The organism is Methanospirillum hungatei JF-1 (genome assembly GCF_000013445.1).
Taxonomy (GTDB): Archaea; Halobacteriota; Methanomicrobia; order Methanomicrobiales; family Methanospirillaceae; genus Methanospirillum; species Methanospirillum hungatei.
Map to the genome: position 1 here is coordinate 3,380,161 of NC_007796.1, position 15,958 is coordinate 3,396,118.

The 15,958-nt window shown below is 37.2% G+C and carries 17 protein-coding genes and 1 pseudogene; 16 read left to right on the forward strand and 2 right to left on the reverse strand.

Annotated features, from left to right (window positions below):
* Positions 1-24: 24 nt before the first annotated feature.
* From MHUN_RS16185 to MHUN_RS16230, 11 genes and pseudogenes are all read left to right on the forward strand, one after another.
* Positions 25-960 (forward strand): class I SAM-dependent methyltransferase, encoded by a 936-nt coding sequence (locus MHUN_RS16185; RefSeq protein WP_011450042.1) that lies wholly within the window; start codon positions 25-27, stop codon positions 958-960.
* On the forward strand, positions 957-1,697 hold the full coding sequence (locus tag MHUN_RS16190) for a sugar phosphate nucleotidyltransferase (protein ID WP_011450043.1): 741 nt from the start codon (positions 957-959) through the stop codon (positions 1,695-1,697). The genes MHUN_RS16185 and MHUN_RS16190 overlap by 4 nt, the downstream gene beginning before the upstream one ends.
* Entirely contained in the window at positions 1,694-2,860 is a 1,167-nt protein-coding gene (gene rffA / locus MHUN_RS16195; RefSeq protein ID WP_011450044.1) for a dTDP-4-amino-4,6-dideoxygalactose transaminase, read from the forward strand. Before MHUN_RS16190 ends, rffA begins: the two co-directional genes overlap by 4 nt.
* 135 nt (positions 2,861-2,995) lie before the next feature.
* Positions 2,996-3,379, forward strand: coding sequence for a holo-ACP synthase (locus tag MHUN_RS16200; protein WP_011450045.1), 384 nt, complete (start codon positions 2,996-2,998; stop codon positions 3,377-3,379).
* 1 nt (position 3,380) lies between these two features.
* Positions 3,381-3,620 (forward strand): acyl carrier protein, encoded by a 240-nt coding sequence (locus MHUN_RS16205; RefSeq protein WP_011450046.1) that lies wholly within the window; start codon positions 3,381-3,383, stop codon positions 3,618-3,620.
* Positions 3,621-3,808: 188 nt separating this feature from the next.
* Positions 3,809-4,660: pseudogene (locus tag MHUN_RS16210) on the forward strand (AMP-binding protein); the annotation flags it as partial.
* Positions 4,658-5,116, forward strand: coding sequence for a class I adenylate-forming enzyme family protein (locus MHUN_RS19880; protein WP_338040862.1), 459 nt, complete (start codon positions 4,658-4,660; stop codon positions 5,114-5,116). The pseudogene MHUN_RS16210 and the gene MHUN_RS19880, both read left to right, overlap by 3 nt.
* A complete protein-coding gene (locus MHUN_RS16215; protein ID WP_011450048.1) occupies positions 5,106-6,239 on the forward strand; it encodes an acyl-protein synthetase in 1,134 nt (377 codons plus the stop codon). Before MHUN_RS19880 ends, MHUN_RS16215 begins: the two co-directional genes overlap by 11 nt.
* The gene (locus MHUN_RS16220) at positions 6,236-7,525 is read left to right on the forward strand and encodes an acyl-CoA reductase (protein WP_011450049.1); all 1,290 of its coding nucleotides are present in this window, start codon (positions 6,236-6,238) and stop codon (positions 7,523-7,525) included. Before MHUN_RS16215 ends, MHUN_RS16220 begins: the two co-directional genes overlap by 4 nt.
* 13 nt (positions 7,526-7,538) lie before the next feature.
* Positions 7,539-8,147, forward strand: a complete 609-nt coding sequence (locus MHUN_RS16225) for an SDR family NAD(P)-dependent oxidoreductase (RefSeq protein ID WP_011450050.1) — start codon at positions 7,539-7,541, stop codon at positions 8,145-8,147.
* 154 nt (positions 8,148-8,301) lie between these two features.
* Positions 8,302-9,939 (forward strand): IS1182-like element ISMhu1 family transposase, encoded by a 1,638-nt coding sequence (locus MHUN_RS16230; RefSeq protein WP_011447217.1) that lies wholly within the window; start codon positions 8,302-8,304, stop codon positions 9,937-9,939.
* Here MHUN_RS16230 and MHUN_RS16235 read toward each other — a convergent pair.
* Positions 9,936-11,459, reverse strand: a complete 1,524-nt coding sequence (locus MHUN_RS16235) for an IS1634 family transposase (protein ID WP_011450051.1) — start codon at positions 11,457-11,459, stop codon at positions 9,936-9,938. The two genes, MHUN_RS16230 and MHUN_RS16235, sit on opposite strands and share 4 nt — an antisense overlap.
* A gap of 77 nt (positions 11,460-11,536) precedes the next feature.
* Between MHUN_RS16235 and MHUN_RS16240 the strand changes: the two genes are divergently transcribed.
* A complete protein-coding gene (locus MHUN_RS16240; protein ID WP_083758495.1) occupies positions 11,537-11,749 on the forward strand; it encodes an SDR family oxidoreductase in 213 nt (70 codons plus the stop codon).
* 37 nt (positions 11,750-11,786) lie between these two features.
* Here the strand turns inward: MHUN_RS16240 and MHUN_RS16245 are convergent, their stop codons facing one another.
* On the reverse strand, positions 11,787-12,527 hold the full coding sequence (locus MHUN_RS16245; protein WP_011450052.1) for a class I SAM-dependent methyltransferase: 741 nt from the start codon (positions 12,525-12,527) through the stop codon (positions 11,787-11,789).
* A gap of 333 nt (positions 12,528-12,860) precedes the next feature.
* On the opposite strand from MHUN_RS16245, the gene MHUN_RS16250 reads away from it, so the two are divergent.
* The 4 genes from MHUN_RS16250 (at position 12,861) to MHUN_RS16270 (ending at position 15,902) form a co-directional block, all read left to right on the forward strand.
* Positions 12,861-13,520, forward strand: a complete 660-nt coding sequence (locus MHUN_RS16250) for an acetyltransferase (RefSeq protein ID WP_011450053.1) — start codon at positions 12,861-12,863, stop codon at positions 13,518-13,520.
* Positions 13,521-13,558: 38 nt separating this feature from the next.
* Positions 13,559-14,254 (forward strand): WbqC family protein, encoded by a 696-nt coding sequence (locus tag MHUN_RS16255; protein ID WP_011450054.1) that lies wholly within the window; start codon positions 13,559-13,561, stop codon positions 14,252-14,254.
* On the forward strand, positions 14,241-15,188 hold the full coding sequence (locus tag MHUN_RS16260; RefSeq protein WP_011450055.1) for a glycosyltransferase family 2 protein: 948 nt from the start codon (positions 14,241-14,243) through the stop codon (positions 15,186-15,188). The genes MHUN_RS16255 and MHUN_RS16260 overlap by 14 nt, the downstream gene beginning before the upstream one ends.
* Before the next feature lie 363 nt (positions 15,189-15,551).
* Positions 15,552-15,902, forward strand: a complete 351-nt coding sequence (locus MHUN_RS16270) for an EamA family transporter (protein WP_048067635.1) — start codon at positions 15,552-15,554, stop codon at positions 15,900-15,902.
* The last annotated feature ends 56 nt before the right edge of the window (positions 15,903-15,958 follow it).

A 15,958-nucleotide genomic window follows, 5' to 3' on the forward strand; every position in this document is an offset into this window, starting at 1 on the left:
AGATCAGTATATTAGAAGGTAACAATGATCCAGTGTCCTGAATGTAAATCCCTCTTTAAGACGGGTAAACCTCCGCTTTGCTGTCCCTCATGCAATTATCAAATTGAAGAGAGGGATGGAGTTTTTTGTCTCCCTGTCTCTGGTTCTGATGAGTATTTCTTCCCGACAGAAGGATTTTCTCTCCTCTATAAACATGAAGCAAAGCACTTCTGGTTCAGATCAAGAAACGAAATTATTGGAGCATTTTTAAAGCGATACCTCCCGGGCAATGCTGACCATACAGGTGATGGTGTATCAGAGGTGGATTTCCTTCCGCAGGTGTGTGAAGTTGGGTGTGGGACAGGTCTAGTTTCCCAGTATCTTACAAGAATGGGGTACCGGATGACTTGTGCAGACATGTTTTTGGAGGGCCTTTCCTTTGCAAGAAAACGAAATTCCGGAGAAAAATTCTTCCGCTGCAATCTCTATGATCTTCCGTTTTATGATGAGTTTGATGCAGTTATTGCTTGTGATGTCCTTGAACACCTTGATGATGATGAGTTAGCACTTCACCGACTGTATCAGGCCATAAAACCAGGTGGCATCTGTCTGATCACTGTCCCCGCTGGTGAGTCACTCTGGTCCGCTATTGATCAATATGCAGGTCATAAGCGAAGATACCATGCCAAAGGATTAATGAAGAAGGTATCATTGGCAGGTTTTACTCCGATTCGGCTCTCGTATTTTATGACAATCCCTTATCCCATCCTTCTGATTAAAAGAATGCTTTTAGATATCTTTCTATTACATAGCAATAGAGAGGGAGAAGAAGATTATGGGGTGGATGAACTGATGATCCCGGGGGTTCTTAATGAACTGCTTTATCACGCTTTATGGCTTGAACGGAAATTGATCCACTTTTTTGATCTCCCCGTTGGCAGTAGTCTTATCTGCATTGCACAAAAACCTGTAATGAAATGAAAGGGATAATCCTTGCCGGAGGGACGGGAACCCGGCTTTATCCTCTTACGAAAGTTACCAATAAGCATCTGCTGCCGGTGGGCAAGGAGCCAATGATATTAAATCCAGTCAGACAACTCCTCTCAGCAGGCATCAAAGATATTCTTGTAATTACCAGTAAGGATCACATGGGAGCGGTTGTCCAACTCCTCGGAAGTGGTGCCGAGTATGGATGCCACTTCACTTTTAAAGTCCAGGATACTGCCGGCGGGATTGCTGATGCACTCCTTCTTGCCAAAGGGTTTGTGCATGATGAAAAGATGGTTGTTATCCTTGGGGATAATATCCTGACCTCAAGTATCAGTCCGTATGCTGTTGCGTTCTCTGAACAAAAAGAAGGTGCTATGGTTCTTTTAAAGGCAGTTGGTGATCCGGAGCGGTATGGGATTGCTGCACTTGATGAGCACAAGAAGATGCTCCTGTGTATCGAGGAGAAACCATGTCAGCCAAAAAGTTGTTATGCGGTGATTGGGGTATACCTCTATAATCCTGATGTGTTTGATGTCATCCGGGGCGTTAGTCCATCTCATCGTGGTGAGCTTGAGATCAGTTCGGTGAATGACTGGTACGTAAAGCAGGGTCTGATGAAGTATGAGTACTATTCCGGGGACTGGACTGATGCCGGAACGTTTGAGTCACTGGTGTATGCAAATGAGCTTATGCTTTCAAGAGATAATATCATAGAGAATTCTTCATGAAAATTCCATTTACCCGCCCTTATCGAACCGGAAATGAACAAAAATACATCAATGATATCTTAACGAATATTCAGAACGGAGCACCAATAAGTGGTGATGGACCTTACGGAAAAAAGTGCGAACAGTTAATGGAGGAGAAGTTCGGGGCACGGAAGGTTCTTCTCACCACCTCATGCACGAGTGCTCTTGAGATGGCTACCCGTCTCATCAATATACAGCCCGGAGATGAGGTGATTATGCCCTCCTTCACCTTTGTCTCTACCGCAAACCCGGTGGTAATGGCTGGAGGAAGACCTGTTTTTGTGGATATCGACCCGGTTACACTCAATATCGATCCGGCAAAGATAGAAGAGGCAATTACTCCAAGGACGAAGGCTATTTATCCGGTTCATTATGCCGGAGTGTCCTGTCCGATGGATGAGATAATGGCCATTGCAAAAAAGTACAATGTATGGGTTGTTGAGGATGCAGCACAGGGGGTTGGTGCGAAATACAAGGGTAAGTATCTCGGAACCATCGGAGACTTTGGTTGTTACAGTTTCCATGAAACCAAAAATATAACCTGTGGTGAAGGTGGAGCCCTCGTTATTAACCGGGATGACCCTGACCTAATCGAGCGGGCGGAGATAATCCGGGAGAAAGGAACTGACCGGAGTAAGTTTCACCGTGGTCAGGTTGATAAGTATACCTGGGTGGATGTTGGGTCCAGTTATGTGCAGAGTGAAATTCTGGCTGCGTTTTTATTTGCTCAACTAGAGGCAATGGATGAAATTAATCAGAAAAGGATGGAGATTTGGTATAAATATTATACCCAGTTAAAACCGTTTGAGGAGTCGGGAGTGATCAGGTTACCGGTAATTCCCGATTACGCCGAACATAATGCCCATATTTTTTATGTTTTGTTCCAGGAACAGAGTGTGAGAGATACGGTGATGAAACAATTACAGGAAGCGGGGATTCATGCAGTATTTCATTATATCCCATTACATTCCTCACCGATGGGACAGACATTTGGTTGCCAGGATGGTGATTTACCGGTAACAGAAGAGACTAGTGGTCGATTGCTAAGATTGCCATTATTTACAGGAATGAGTAATGATGAGGAAAATTTCATATTATCTCGTCTGAAACAGGTGGTTGAGGAATTAAGACGTAATAATTAATTTCTTTAGTGTTAGTGATCTTCATCGGATAGGGTTTTTTTTAAAAATAATGATAAAACCTGAAAAAACAAGAACGATCTAAAACGTTGTTTGTATCACTCTCATTAAATTATTCATGGAGGTGAATTACTGAGCATGAAATATGATTCATTTGAAAAAATCGGTATTGGTACTGATATTGAAGAAATCCGGCGGTTCGAGAATTTTCAGGAGAGACAATTTAGGGTATTTCTTGAAAAAAATTATACGAAACCAGAATTGGAATACTGCATGTCTAAAGATGCACCTGCTCCTCACCTAGCCGCACGTTATGCAGGAAAAGAGGCTGTTATCAAGGCACTCTATAGTCTTAATGTCACTCATATTTTTTATCCAGCAATAGAAATAATTAATAACGAATCAGGAGTCCCAAATGTTAGAATTAATTCAAATGAGAATGAAAACCTCCGCATAAAACTAAGTCTTTCACACAGTTCCAGTATGGCTCTAGCATTCTGCATTATTCAAAAGGAGAAATAATATGACATGTTATGATGAAAAAAAAATAGAAAACATATTTTGTGAAGTTCTGGGACTACCTGCTCGGGAGGTAACCGATTCTCTTTCCTATAACTCATGCGTTCATTGGGATTCATTAAAACACCTTCAGTTGGTGGCTATGCTTGAGGAAACATTTGATATAGAGATTGAGATGGATGACATCATCGCAATGGAGACTTTTGGAAAAGTAAAGGTAATTTTACAGAAGTATCTCACATAACAGATATGAATTTCGTCGATTATCTCTTTGAACTAAAAACAAATCCCTCAAAAGAGTGTATTCTGTACAAGGATGGCAGTATCACATATAAAGAAATAAAATCACAGATTGATAATTTTGCGGCTTATCTTTCTCATACTATTGGTTGGGGGAATGAATGTCTTCTGCTCTCATAAAATTCTCCTTTTTTTATAATTGCCTACCTTGCAATTTTGAAGAGTGGAAATAGGGCACTTCTCATGGAGACGTCAATATCAGACAAATCTCTGACAAGTATCATTAATGGATGCCGTATCTCTGCTTTTTTTGTCCAGAAGAAATTTTTGTCAAAGTTCTCAAACAATGAAAAAATTCTTACCGAAGATCTCCTTGTTACTCTTCCAACTTCCAAATTACCAAATACAATTCATGTAAGGGATAACGACGTAGCGGTTGTGATTTTTACTTCTGGGAGCACCGGCACTAAGAAAGGTGTTATGTTAACTCACGGCAACCTATGTGCTAACACTGAATCAATTGTCCAGTATCTCAAACTCACTTCCCAGGATCGTGTCTGTGCCACACTTCCCTTTTTTTATTGCTATGGGGCGTCATTGTTACACACTCATCTCCGAATCGGAGGAAGTATTGTTATCGCTAACCATATCTTCCTTGGTGGAGTTATTCGGGATATCAATTCTTTTTTCTGTACTGGATTTGCAGGTGTTCCGAGCACCTATCAGATTCTTATTAATAAAACTCCATTTTTAAAAGAGGATATGCCCACACTTCGATACATGACGCAGGCTGGAGGGCAATTGCCGAACAAATACATTAAGATAATTGCCGAAGCTTTTCCGCAAAAGGAGTTTTTTGTGATGTATGGAGCAACCGAAGCTACGGCAAGACTCTCTTTTCTTCCACCTGATAAAGTACTTACTAAGCTTGGTTCCATAGGAAAGGGCATTCCAGGAGTTACTCTCGAAGTAATTAATGGAGACGGAAAAACAGTACAGTCAGGGGAGACTGGTGAAATCACTGCTATTGGTGATAACATTATGAAGGGTTACTATGGAGATCCTGAAGGTACTCAAAGTGTCATTAAAAGTGGCCGTCTCCATACAGGGGATCTTGCAACTGTTGATGATGAAGGGTATATCTATGTTATCGGAAGAACAAAAAACATCATCAAATCCGGTGGATATCGTATCTCCCCCAATAAAATTGAAGAATTCATCTGTTCTATTGATGGAGTCAATGGTTGTGTAGTACTGGGGCTGCCCGATGAAATTATGGGAGAGGCCGTAATCGCTGTTGTCCAACCAGGTAAAATCCCTGAATCATCCTTGAGGGAGCAGATCCTCACACGATGTACGCAACATCTGCCATCTTATAAAATTCCAAAACAAATTTTCTTTATTCAAGAATTTCCTCTCAATGCCTCGAATAAAGTAGATAAAAAGACACTCGCTGCAATACTTGAGCGAAGAAAGGAGGTAAGAGAAGTTGCCAAATGATCTTACAACCCTATCTAAAGAGGCAGTAACTCGTGAGGAAATTGTAGCCCTAGCTCCATACTCGCTCTCTGACCGGGATAAGAATGAATTTCTTTTATCGATTATTAAAGAACAACTGAAGGTTGCCAGGTGTAACAATACACACATTGATAATTATTTCAATAAATGTGGCATCGATATCAATGCAATACAAAGACTGGAAGAGATACCTTATATCCCTGTTCAGATGTTTAAAGAATTTGATCTCAAAATCTGCCCTGAACAGGAGATCGTTAAGATTCTAAACTCCAGTGGGACAACAGGTGGAATCCCCAGTAAAATTCCTCTGGACAAAGCCACAACTCTTAACCAGATAAAGGCGTTAAAATCAATTCTTGCAGATTATCTGGGTAATAAACGAAGGATATTTCTTGTTATCGATCATGAAGGAATTAACAAACCAGAGATGGCCTTTTCTGCACGAACCGCCGGCGTTCGGGGATTAAGCATTTATGCAAAAAAAATCTTCTATCTCCTGAAAGAAGAAAACGGGAAACTTTCCCTGAATCTTCCTATTATTGAAGATATCGTGAATAACTATTCATATGAAGACGTGTATGCTTTTGGATTTACTTATATTATTTGGACGATCTTTTTTGAAAAAATAAGACAGGGAAATATCAGGTTTTTATTTAATGATTTCAGGTTGTTCCATGGGGGAGGATGGAAAAAGATGCATGATCTTGCTGTTTCTAAAGAGGTTTTTTCAGATAGAATTGCTGAAATCTTTTGTACCCAATCAAAGAACATCCTCGATTTTTACGGGATGGCCGAGCAGACAGGTATCATCTTTGTTGATTGTGAATGTGGCAACAAGCATATACCCGCTTTTTCACAAGTCATTATCCGTGATCCTTACACCCTTGATACCTGTGAAATTGGGAAGAATGGTCTCATAGAGGTGATGAGTATCCTCGCAGATAGCTATTATGATCAGGCTGTTTTGACCGAAGATATTGGGGTCATGATAGGTGTAGATGACTGTCCCTGTGGGCGCAAAGGTCGATATTTCCGGTTTGTGTCACGGGTTGAAAAATCAGAACCTCGGGGATGTGGCGATACATTTCGGGAGTCTGACAGATGATCACCTGCCATCTCATGAACGGAAAATTTGAAACGCAAAACACTGAAAATTTTGACGAAATTTCTCATATTATAGAAAACAAGAGAAAAGCACTTGCCGCAATACCACTTGACGCCATCATAAAAATTCTCGATGTTCTGGGAAAGGGGATTCTTAAAAAACCTGAAATCAACACTCATCCCGGGGTCAGTTATATCTCACTATGGCTTCGACGCGAAAACCTTGATCTAATCTGCCGGGTTAATTATTCTAATAAAGGATACTTGGATGGTTTTTTACAAACCGAGACGAATTTTTTGATGATGGCCCAACCTCGTGGGATCGTATGCCATTGGATTGCAGCAAATATGCCAACGCTGGGATTTTTTTCCATTGTTCAGGCCATTCTTTCAAAAAATGGCAACATTGTTAAAATGCCGGAAGTGTTTGTCCCCCTAATCCTTTCTATCCTCCGGGAACTCGTAAATATTTCAGTAAATTATAATGGTGTGACCTACTCTGGAAAGACTCTCCTTGATACGATAGCAATAGTGACCTTTGAAGGTAAATCTGCCCGCTTGAGTGAGAAATTTTCTCTTGCAGGAGATTGCCGGGTTATTTTTGGGGGGAGTAAAGCAGTTCGTGCAATATCTCTTTTACCCTGTAAGGATCATTGTGAAACTATTATTTTTGGACCGAAATATTCATTTGCTGTATTTGACAAGCAGTATATTGAATCTGACTCTTTTAAGAGTTCTCTCCCAATGATGGTAAAAGATATTGCAGTTTTCAATCAGATGGCCTGTTCTTCCCCCCATGTAGTGTTTATGGAAAAAAATAAGTACCCGATAATGACGATTGCCTCGTGGATTCAGGATACCTTTAAAGATTTGCCTGAAACACTCCGCAATCAAGAGATCTCGACCGGTCACTCTTCGAAGATCATAAACACTCGGACTCGTTACTTACTTTCTGATGAAAAGAACTGTATTGCTCCAAGTGATCTGAGTTGGACCATCCTCATTGATCAGGAGATCTGCCTTGAAGAACCAATACAAGGAAAATGCATATTCATCAAGGAGATAAATTCTATTAATGATGTAATCCCCCTGGTGAATCATAAGATTCAGGCAATATCAGTTGGAATTTTGAATCAGGAAAAACGAGAAGTTTTTGCCCGGGATATTACATCTCAAGGTGTGGATCGGATCGTAAATCCTGGCACGATGCATGACTTCACTCAGCCGTGGGATGGGATAATGACTCTGAACCGTTTGGTGCGGTGGGTTATTTTAAGAAACAATTGATGAGGTAAATTACATGCTCAATGGCAAAGTGATGTTAATAACCGGGGCCAGCAGAGGAATCGGACGAGCAACCGCTCTACTTGCTGGAGAAAATCATGCAAAGGTCATAGTGAATTATCATGTTAACAGCGAAGCAGCAGACGAGTTAGTTAATCTGATAAAACAGGATGGCGGCGAGGTAATAAGTATTCAGGCGGATATTTCAGACGGCGAAGATGTCAAGCGTATGTTCAGGATAATCAAAGAGATTTACGGCCATCTGGATATTCTTGTAAACAATGCCGGAATAATGAAGAATAATCTTCTTCTCATGACTCCATCAGAAGAATTTGATGAAATAATTGCAACAAATTGCAAGGGTTCTTTTTTGTGTATGCAATATGCAGCAAAGATGATGATGAAGAAGAAATCCGGGAAAATTATTAATCTTTCTTCAATTGTTGGAGTCAATGGAAGTGATGGTCAGATTGTCTATTCTGCCAGTAAAGCTTTTGTTATTGGGATGACAAAATCCGCAGCAAAAGAATTAGGAAAATTTGGAATAACCCCACATTCGCCAGATCTTTTTTCAACTATAGAATTTTTCGTACTCCGGCCCAAGCAATCGCAATATCTTCAATAGTTCTCGATCCAAATTCTGGATAGATGAATGGAGTGCATCATTGACAGAAATAATACATGACTTAAGAGGGTGTTGCACAACTCAGATCCCCCCATAATTTTTTAACTAAGGTCAATCAAAAGTACTTTACCTTAGTACGTCCAACATATACTCAATGTATAATACGATAGGTCGGGATTTTGAACAACTTTACCTTCTCCCTGAGGATATTAGAGACTGGGTTCCGAGTGATGATTTCTGCCATATATTAATTGATTTAATCTCAATTCTCGACCTATCCCCATTATATAAGGAATACCGGGAAGACGGCCAAGGTGCGGCATTTTATCATCCAGAAATAATGACTGGTTTGATCATTTACTCATATTTTAATGGAGTTCGTTCAAGCCGTCAAATAGAGAATAAATGCAGATACGATGTAGGATTTAGAATAGTAACCCGCAATTCTCTCCCAGACCATTCCACAATCTCGCGATTTATCAAGAAAAACAGTTCTTTTATTGGACAACTTTTCATTCCAGTATTGACTCTCCTTAATGAAGCAGGATTAATCAATAACGTCCTTCTCGCCTTGGATGGAACAAAACTAAAGGCGAATGCTTCACTTGGATCGAACATGCCATATGAAAAGATTGAGGGAGAAATTCAAAAATATCTAAAGGAAGTCCAAGAAAAAGATGATGTCGAGGATCGTCTTTATGGCCCGGATAAATCAGGTAACGAGGTTCCCGATGATTTTAAGACTCACTCAAAAAGGATAAAACGATTCATTCAAGCAAAAGAACGACTTGAGGCTGAACATAAGGAGAAATCCCAAAAAAAGGAAGAGAAGATTGCCCAAAGGGAGGAAGAGGAGAGAGAGTCTGGAAAAAGGAAACGAGGTAGAAAACCTAAAAAGCCTGCAAAAAACCCTGATGAGCAAAGTCTTGCAAACACTACAGATCCTGATAGTTCAATAATGAAAAGTGGGCCTGGTTGTATTCAAGGATATAATGGCCAGATAATTGTAAACCAGGATGGCTATATTCTGGTTCCGTTTTTAAGTAATTCACCCGTTGATTACAGATTACTTCAACCATGTTATGAAAGATTAGAGGAAATTGCTCAATTAACCGGCTTATCGCTTGAATATCTTAATTTACTTACTGATGCTGGTTATTGGAGCTATGAAAACTATCTGTATATGAAACAGCAGGATATTGGATTTCTCTGTTCTACATGCCATGAACCAGATATTTTCAGTATTAGAGGCCTCGAGAGAAGTTTACTTGAACTTGAACGAATTTCCGATCAACTTTTTGATGGCATTTGCAGTATTCCAACGTTAGCATCTATTGGTGATTGGTGTACGAGAAATCTCATTCAAGATGATAATATTCCAACACCCGCTTCTATTGCTAAAGGGATTATGGAAGTGACAATGACTCCGTATGGTGCCAAAAAGACATATTCACAACGAAAAACGATTGTTGAACCCGCATTTGGATGGATTAAAGAAAATCGCAATTTAAGAAAATTGCAGAGAAGGGGAATATCACATTGTCAGGATGAATGGAGTTTGATTTGTTTAACACAGAATCTTCGGAAGGTCTGTTCAAGAGGGGAGTTGAAGAAATTCAGAGAACTGATCCTGCAAAAGAAGCGGCATATTATCTGTAATAAGGGAGTGGGTATTAGAATACCTTATTCAATATTGTCCGATGCATTATCATCTTTGGGCAGAATGATCGGAGACAATTTTCTAAAGATGTTGATAAGAAAAAGTACTTACCAAAAATTTTCCAAATTTTAGTCATGCAACACCCTCTTAATCTCTCTGAATTTAAAAAAAATCCATTTGAGCGTTGGACGAGAGGTAGGTTTCTTCTTCTGATTCAACACCGTTTCATCTTCTTCTTTCAGCCTTTTTCGCAGCAGCATTTCAGTATATGAGTAAACCATGAGGCAGAGAACCATAACCATACATAAAGCCTCGATCCTTTTTTCACTTTTCAGATAAACTTCAGCAACCCGGAATGATTTGTCCTTTAAAAACCGGAAACCTTTTTCGACAAGCATCTGTCCTTTATAGTGATTCAGAACCGTTTCAGAATCCAAACTCAAAACATTCGTTGCAAGAATAAATCTGCCCAGATACTGTTTTTCACTTTCAACGAAATCCTGAGCAAGTTCAACCCTTGCATCGATCGAATATTGTGGGATTAACGTTTCTCCTGCTTTTGGGCGCCCCTTCTTACCATTTTCCCGTTTATAACTGACCTTGATCCTTGAATCCACCAATTTTACTAAAGGTGTTTCATTAAGATAGCGTAAGAGAGCGTTATTGGCATCTGTTTCACATGCATAGCATACTTTAGAAATCTGTTTTAACCCTTTTAATGCGGCTTTGAACCTCACAGGGAGGTTTTTCTCAAACGTCTTCAATTCTCGAGCTTTCATCTCTTCAGATGAGACAACAATCCATTTTTGAGGAACACCACCATAATGTGAGTCAACGCTACTGCAAGAATACCGTGGATCTGAGGTAGGAGTGAAGAGAAGATCAGATTTGAGTAACTCTGTCATCTCATTTATTGTGGCTGGGACATTTGATATCCACCTTGTTTCCGGACCGAGGGTTTTGATGTTTTTATCAGTATACAGGGCACTGTCACCCATGAAGATTACATCAGGATCAAATGTGAATGAATCTTGCAATGATAGGATTGTTTGCACAAGAACTTCCTTATCTGATTCGTTGCCATCGTGTGCACGAGCAAAAATCGGTATCCCGTGTTGGTTAACCACCATACTTAAGGCAAATCTGTTTAAATCCCAGCGTTTGTCTTTTGGATGTCCCTTTGTAATTTTGATACATCCATCTCCGGATTCATTTCCATATTCACCATGAACACTGAAATTGGTTGTATCAACATGACAAAGCTGTACTCCATCTTTGTAAACAGTAAACATCTGGGTGACAAGATCAGTAAAGAGCTTGCTGGGGCCATATGCATATATCGTATCCAAAAGGCGACCAATGACTGATTCATTTAGATTTTTTGCAGAAATATCCGGACCTATGAGACGTTCCAAATCAAGATGCTTGCAGTATTCGGGAAAAAGATAGAGTCGTCTCTCTGTGAATCCAAGTCCGTTGAGAATGAGGGCTAATAAAATTTGAGAACTTGATATTTGATGTTGACCAATTTTAGGGATTGCCCGGTCAATTATAGGAGCTAAACCAAGCTTATGGAACGTGCCTGCAACGATTCCAAGATGATCAATGGTTTTTATGGAGTCTATTTCTAATGAAACATCCTCATCTTTCATTAATTATAGTAATGGGGATCTTCTTAGTTATATAGTTTACTATTATATAAAATTGTAATAGATCTGACGAATATGGGATAACAGTCAATGCGGTGGCACCTGGTTTTATTGACACAGATCTTACAAAAGATGTTAAGGAAGAAAAGAAGCAACGATTATTGAATAATATTAATCTTGGTCGTATTGGTACTGCAGAAGATATCGCAAAGGTAATTGTTTTCCTGAGTTCATCATCTGCTGATTATATCAGCGGGCAGATTATAGGTATTGATGGTTGCCAGATAATTTAAAATAAAAAATAAGCGGGATATTTTTTCCTGAATTCTATCATTTTTTCTTTATTTCCATTAAAATGCTATTACTAAGTTCAGGGTATTCAATACCAACCTTACACATACCCATTAATATTTCTGATGATAGTTCCAATTTTCGTATCTGTTGAGATGTGATAGGTTTTATAAAAATACCTTCGATTCTTGTGATTTTTAAGTTATGCGAATGGACGAAATCAGTAAGAGTTTTAACAGTAAAGTATCTCTGGTGACCGAACATCAAATCATCATTTGATAATTTAAACAAATCATTTAACAATCCTGCCTCATATCCAATCCTGCGATGAAGTGATTCGGCATTAGGAACCACAATATAAATGGCACCCCCTGGGTTTAAAAAATCTGCATATTTTTTTAAAATGAGATCTGGATCTTTCACATGTTCAAGGATATAACCCATTATTATTAGATCCCATTTTTTTGGCGAATTAAAATCTTCAAAAAAACAATTATGAAAAATAATTTTTGATTCAGGATTTTCGATTTGATATTTTTTAATGAAGAGCGATGAACCCTCAATCACTTCATAATCTCTAAAAAAATTATCAAAAAAATCAGTTGTTTTTCCATGACCCAACCCTAAGTCTAATAACGATTCATTACCAGTCGATGCAGAAATTTCAATTATTCTACGGGGATACCATTCCATAGAGAGTTGATTGTCAATCCAGTGTTGATTTGTTGTACTATATCCCTCTTCATATTCATCTAAATAATTATCCATAAATTCACCCATATCATTATTTTATTAACCAATTAATAATTTGTCTAAATATTCCGTCTTTTTTTAAGTCCAAAATTAAAATGTCCTTTTTTCTGAATACAGAATTTTTAAATTTAAATTGATCCACATTGACTAACAAGGTAGTTATTTACATACTTTTTCGCAACCAATATTTGATACCATATGAATTATATCTTATATAGATAAATCGGTTATTGACTTAAAATAAAATTTTTTGGATGGGAGACTAATATATGAACGAAAATCTAAACGTATTTTTTCTCCAGTTTTTCCTATTTAACGCTCATTAGTAATTGAATCTTCATAAATGGAAAAGTGATTTCTATGGAAAAAGTGGTAATTTTTGGGAATTCGTCCTTTGCTCAGTTGGTATATTATTATCTTTTGAACGATTCAGTTTTCGACATCATGGGTTTTACTGTGGATTCAGAGTATATCAAAGAAGATCAATTTTGTAATCTTCCAGTGTTTCCATATGAGAAAATTGAGGAACAATATCCACCATCTGAATATAAAATGTTTATCGCAATTGGTTATTCAGTAGTTAATACAATAAGAGCGCAAAAATATCATGATGCAAAGAAAAAGGGATATCAATTAATCTCCTATATTGGTTCAAAAGTTAATTATTGGCCAGATTTAAAAATTGGAGAAAATTGTTTCATTCATGAGAATCCTACTATTCAACCATTTGTAGAAATTGGGAATAATGTAATAATAAATGGTTCGAGTTATATTGCTCATGATTCATTTATTAAAGATCATTGCTATATCGCGGGATCTGCGTGTATTGGAGGAATGGTAACAATTGAACCATATTGCTTTGTTGGGATGAATACTACTATAAAAGATCATGTAATTATCCGAAAGATGGGAATAATCGGTCAGGGTTCTGTTGTAAATTCGGATACTGATGAAAAAGGGGTTTATAGTGGAAATCCTGCAAAAAAAATTTATCATAACAGTTTAAAAGTCAAAATTTAATATTTTCCTAATTCAATTAATTAATAACGAATTCAAAAATGAAAGCGGCAATTATTCAATCAAACTATTTACCGTGGAAAGGTTATTTTGATATAATCCACGATGTGGACGTATTTGTTTTTCTTGAGGATGTTCAATATACAAAACAAGACTGGAGAAACCGAAATAGAATTAAAACACCTCATGGTCCGAAATGGATAATAGTCCCAGTTACAGGAGGGATTCATCAAAAAATTTTTGATGTCAAGATTGATTATTCATCAAATTGGATCGAGAAACAAAAAAGACAAATTGAGCACTCATATTGTAAAGCTCATTATTATGAAAATTATAAAAAAGAGCTTTTAGATATTTTTATAAAAAATTTTGATTCTTTATCAGAATTGAATATATTTGCAATAAAAAAGATTTCAAAAATATTAGGAATAGAAACGAAATTTTCAAAATCAACAGATCTAAACGTAGATGGAACAAAAGATGATAAGTTAATTGGAATTTGTCAAAAAATCGGAGCAAATTCATATATGTCTGGCCCTGCAGCAAAGAATTATATAAAAATAGACAAATTTTCTAATGCAAATATCGAACTTGAATTCAAGGACTACTCTGGTTACCCTGAATATCCTCAATTGTGGAACGGATTTGAACATTCGGTTTCTATTATTGATTTAATTTTCAACTGTGGAGATAAAGCACCGAATTATATTTGGGGGTGGAGGAATGGAAAACAATGATGACTGTATTCAATATTCAATCGTCATTCCAGTATACAATAGTGAAAAATCTCTTGAGGAGTTAGTCAATAGAATTCTTTCCTCAATGTTTTTAATAACCGAACAATTTGAAATTATTTTGATTGATGATTGTAGTTATGATGATAGTTGGAATTTATTAAAAAAACTTCATCAAACGACAAATAAGCTAAAAATTATCCACCTCCTTAAAAATTTTGGTCAGCATAATGCTTTGCTTTGTGGTTTTTCTTACGCTAAAGGTGAATATATTATTGTAATGGATGATGACCTCCAAAATTCTCCAGAAGATATTCCGATATTAATTGATAAAATTTGGGAGGGATATTCTGTTGTTTTTGGTAAATATAAAGTTAAATATCATAGTTCGATTGAAAATTTTTTTAGCAGGAGATACCAAGGATTTATACACCATATTCTGGATATTCCTACAGACATATTTATTTCCAGTTTCGTAATACTAAAAAGGGATGTGGTAAAAAATATGATTTCGATCAAATCCTCATATATTTTTTTACCTGCATTGATGCAAAAAAGCGTTCCAACAAGAAAAATTACTAACGTTGAGGTAACCCATAACCCAAGAAAATATGGAAAGTCAAACTACAATATCCGAAAATATTTATCACTCTCACTAAATCTCATAATAAACTATTCTACACTCCCATTAGTAATGATTGGACTCTTCGGAATCTTCATCAGTCTTTTTAGCCTTGGTTACGGATTATCGATAATTGGCAGGTATATTATTGATCCATCATATGGAGTAATGGGATGGAATTCCCTTATGGTCGCCTTATCATTTCTAGGAGGGACTATTTTATTTTCCATCGCAATAATTGGTGAATACCTTCGCAGAATCCTTATGGAAGTTTCATACGGGCAGCAATATGTAATTGATGAAATTGAACTTTAAAATGAAAACGGGTCTAAATTTCTCTTTTATCATTCTTTCGATATTATTCCAGTCCGCTAGTGGAATTATTGGGAAATATGCAACACTATCTCTGTCTTCAAATCCTTCTCTAATTGAAATATTGACAAATATCTTTTATATTCTCGGACTTCTTTGCCTGGTTCTTCAAGCTATTGTATGGCAGCAGGCGTTACGCTTTTTTTCGTTATCATTCGCGTATCCTTTCATGGGTCTGGTAAATTTTTTTGTACTCTTATATTCGGCAGTTTTTTTTCATGAAGGAGTGACGTTTTTCAATATTGCCGGTTTGATCTTTATTTTATTTGGGATACTTGTTCTGTCACAAGAAATGGAAAATGCATCATGACATTCATCTTCTTACTCTTGTTCCTTACTGTTTTTTTTACAGGCATTGGTCAAGTATTGCTAAAGATTGGAGCAATGTATAAGGGAAATAAGAATGATTCTATTTTCACCGCATATTTTAATCCATACACTATTATTGCATATGGATCAATTTTACTAGTTACAATAATAAATGTATATATTTTGAAAATAATACCTTTAAAATTATTATATGCAATTGCATCACTTAACCTTGTAGTTATAGTGTTGTTTTCATGGCTTTTATTGCATGAGAAAGTGACATTAAAAAAGATTGGAGCATGTATACTTATTTTTTTAGGGATTATCATTTTTAATATCCCTTGGTAATGCAAAAATTGGTACAATTCAGGGGTAATATCATATAGAAAAACCCCGAAATGGAA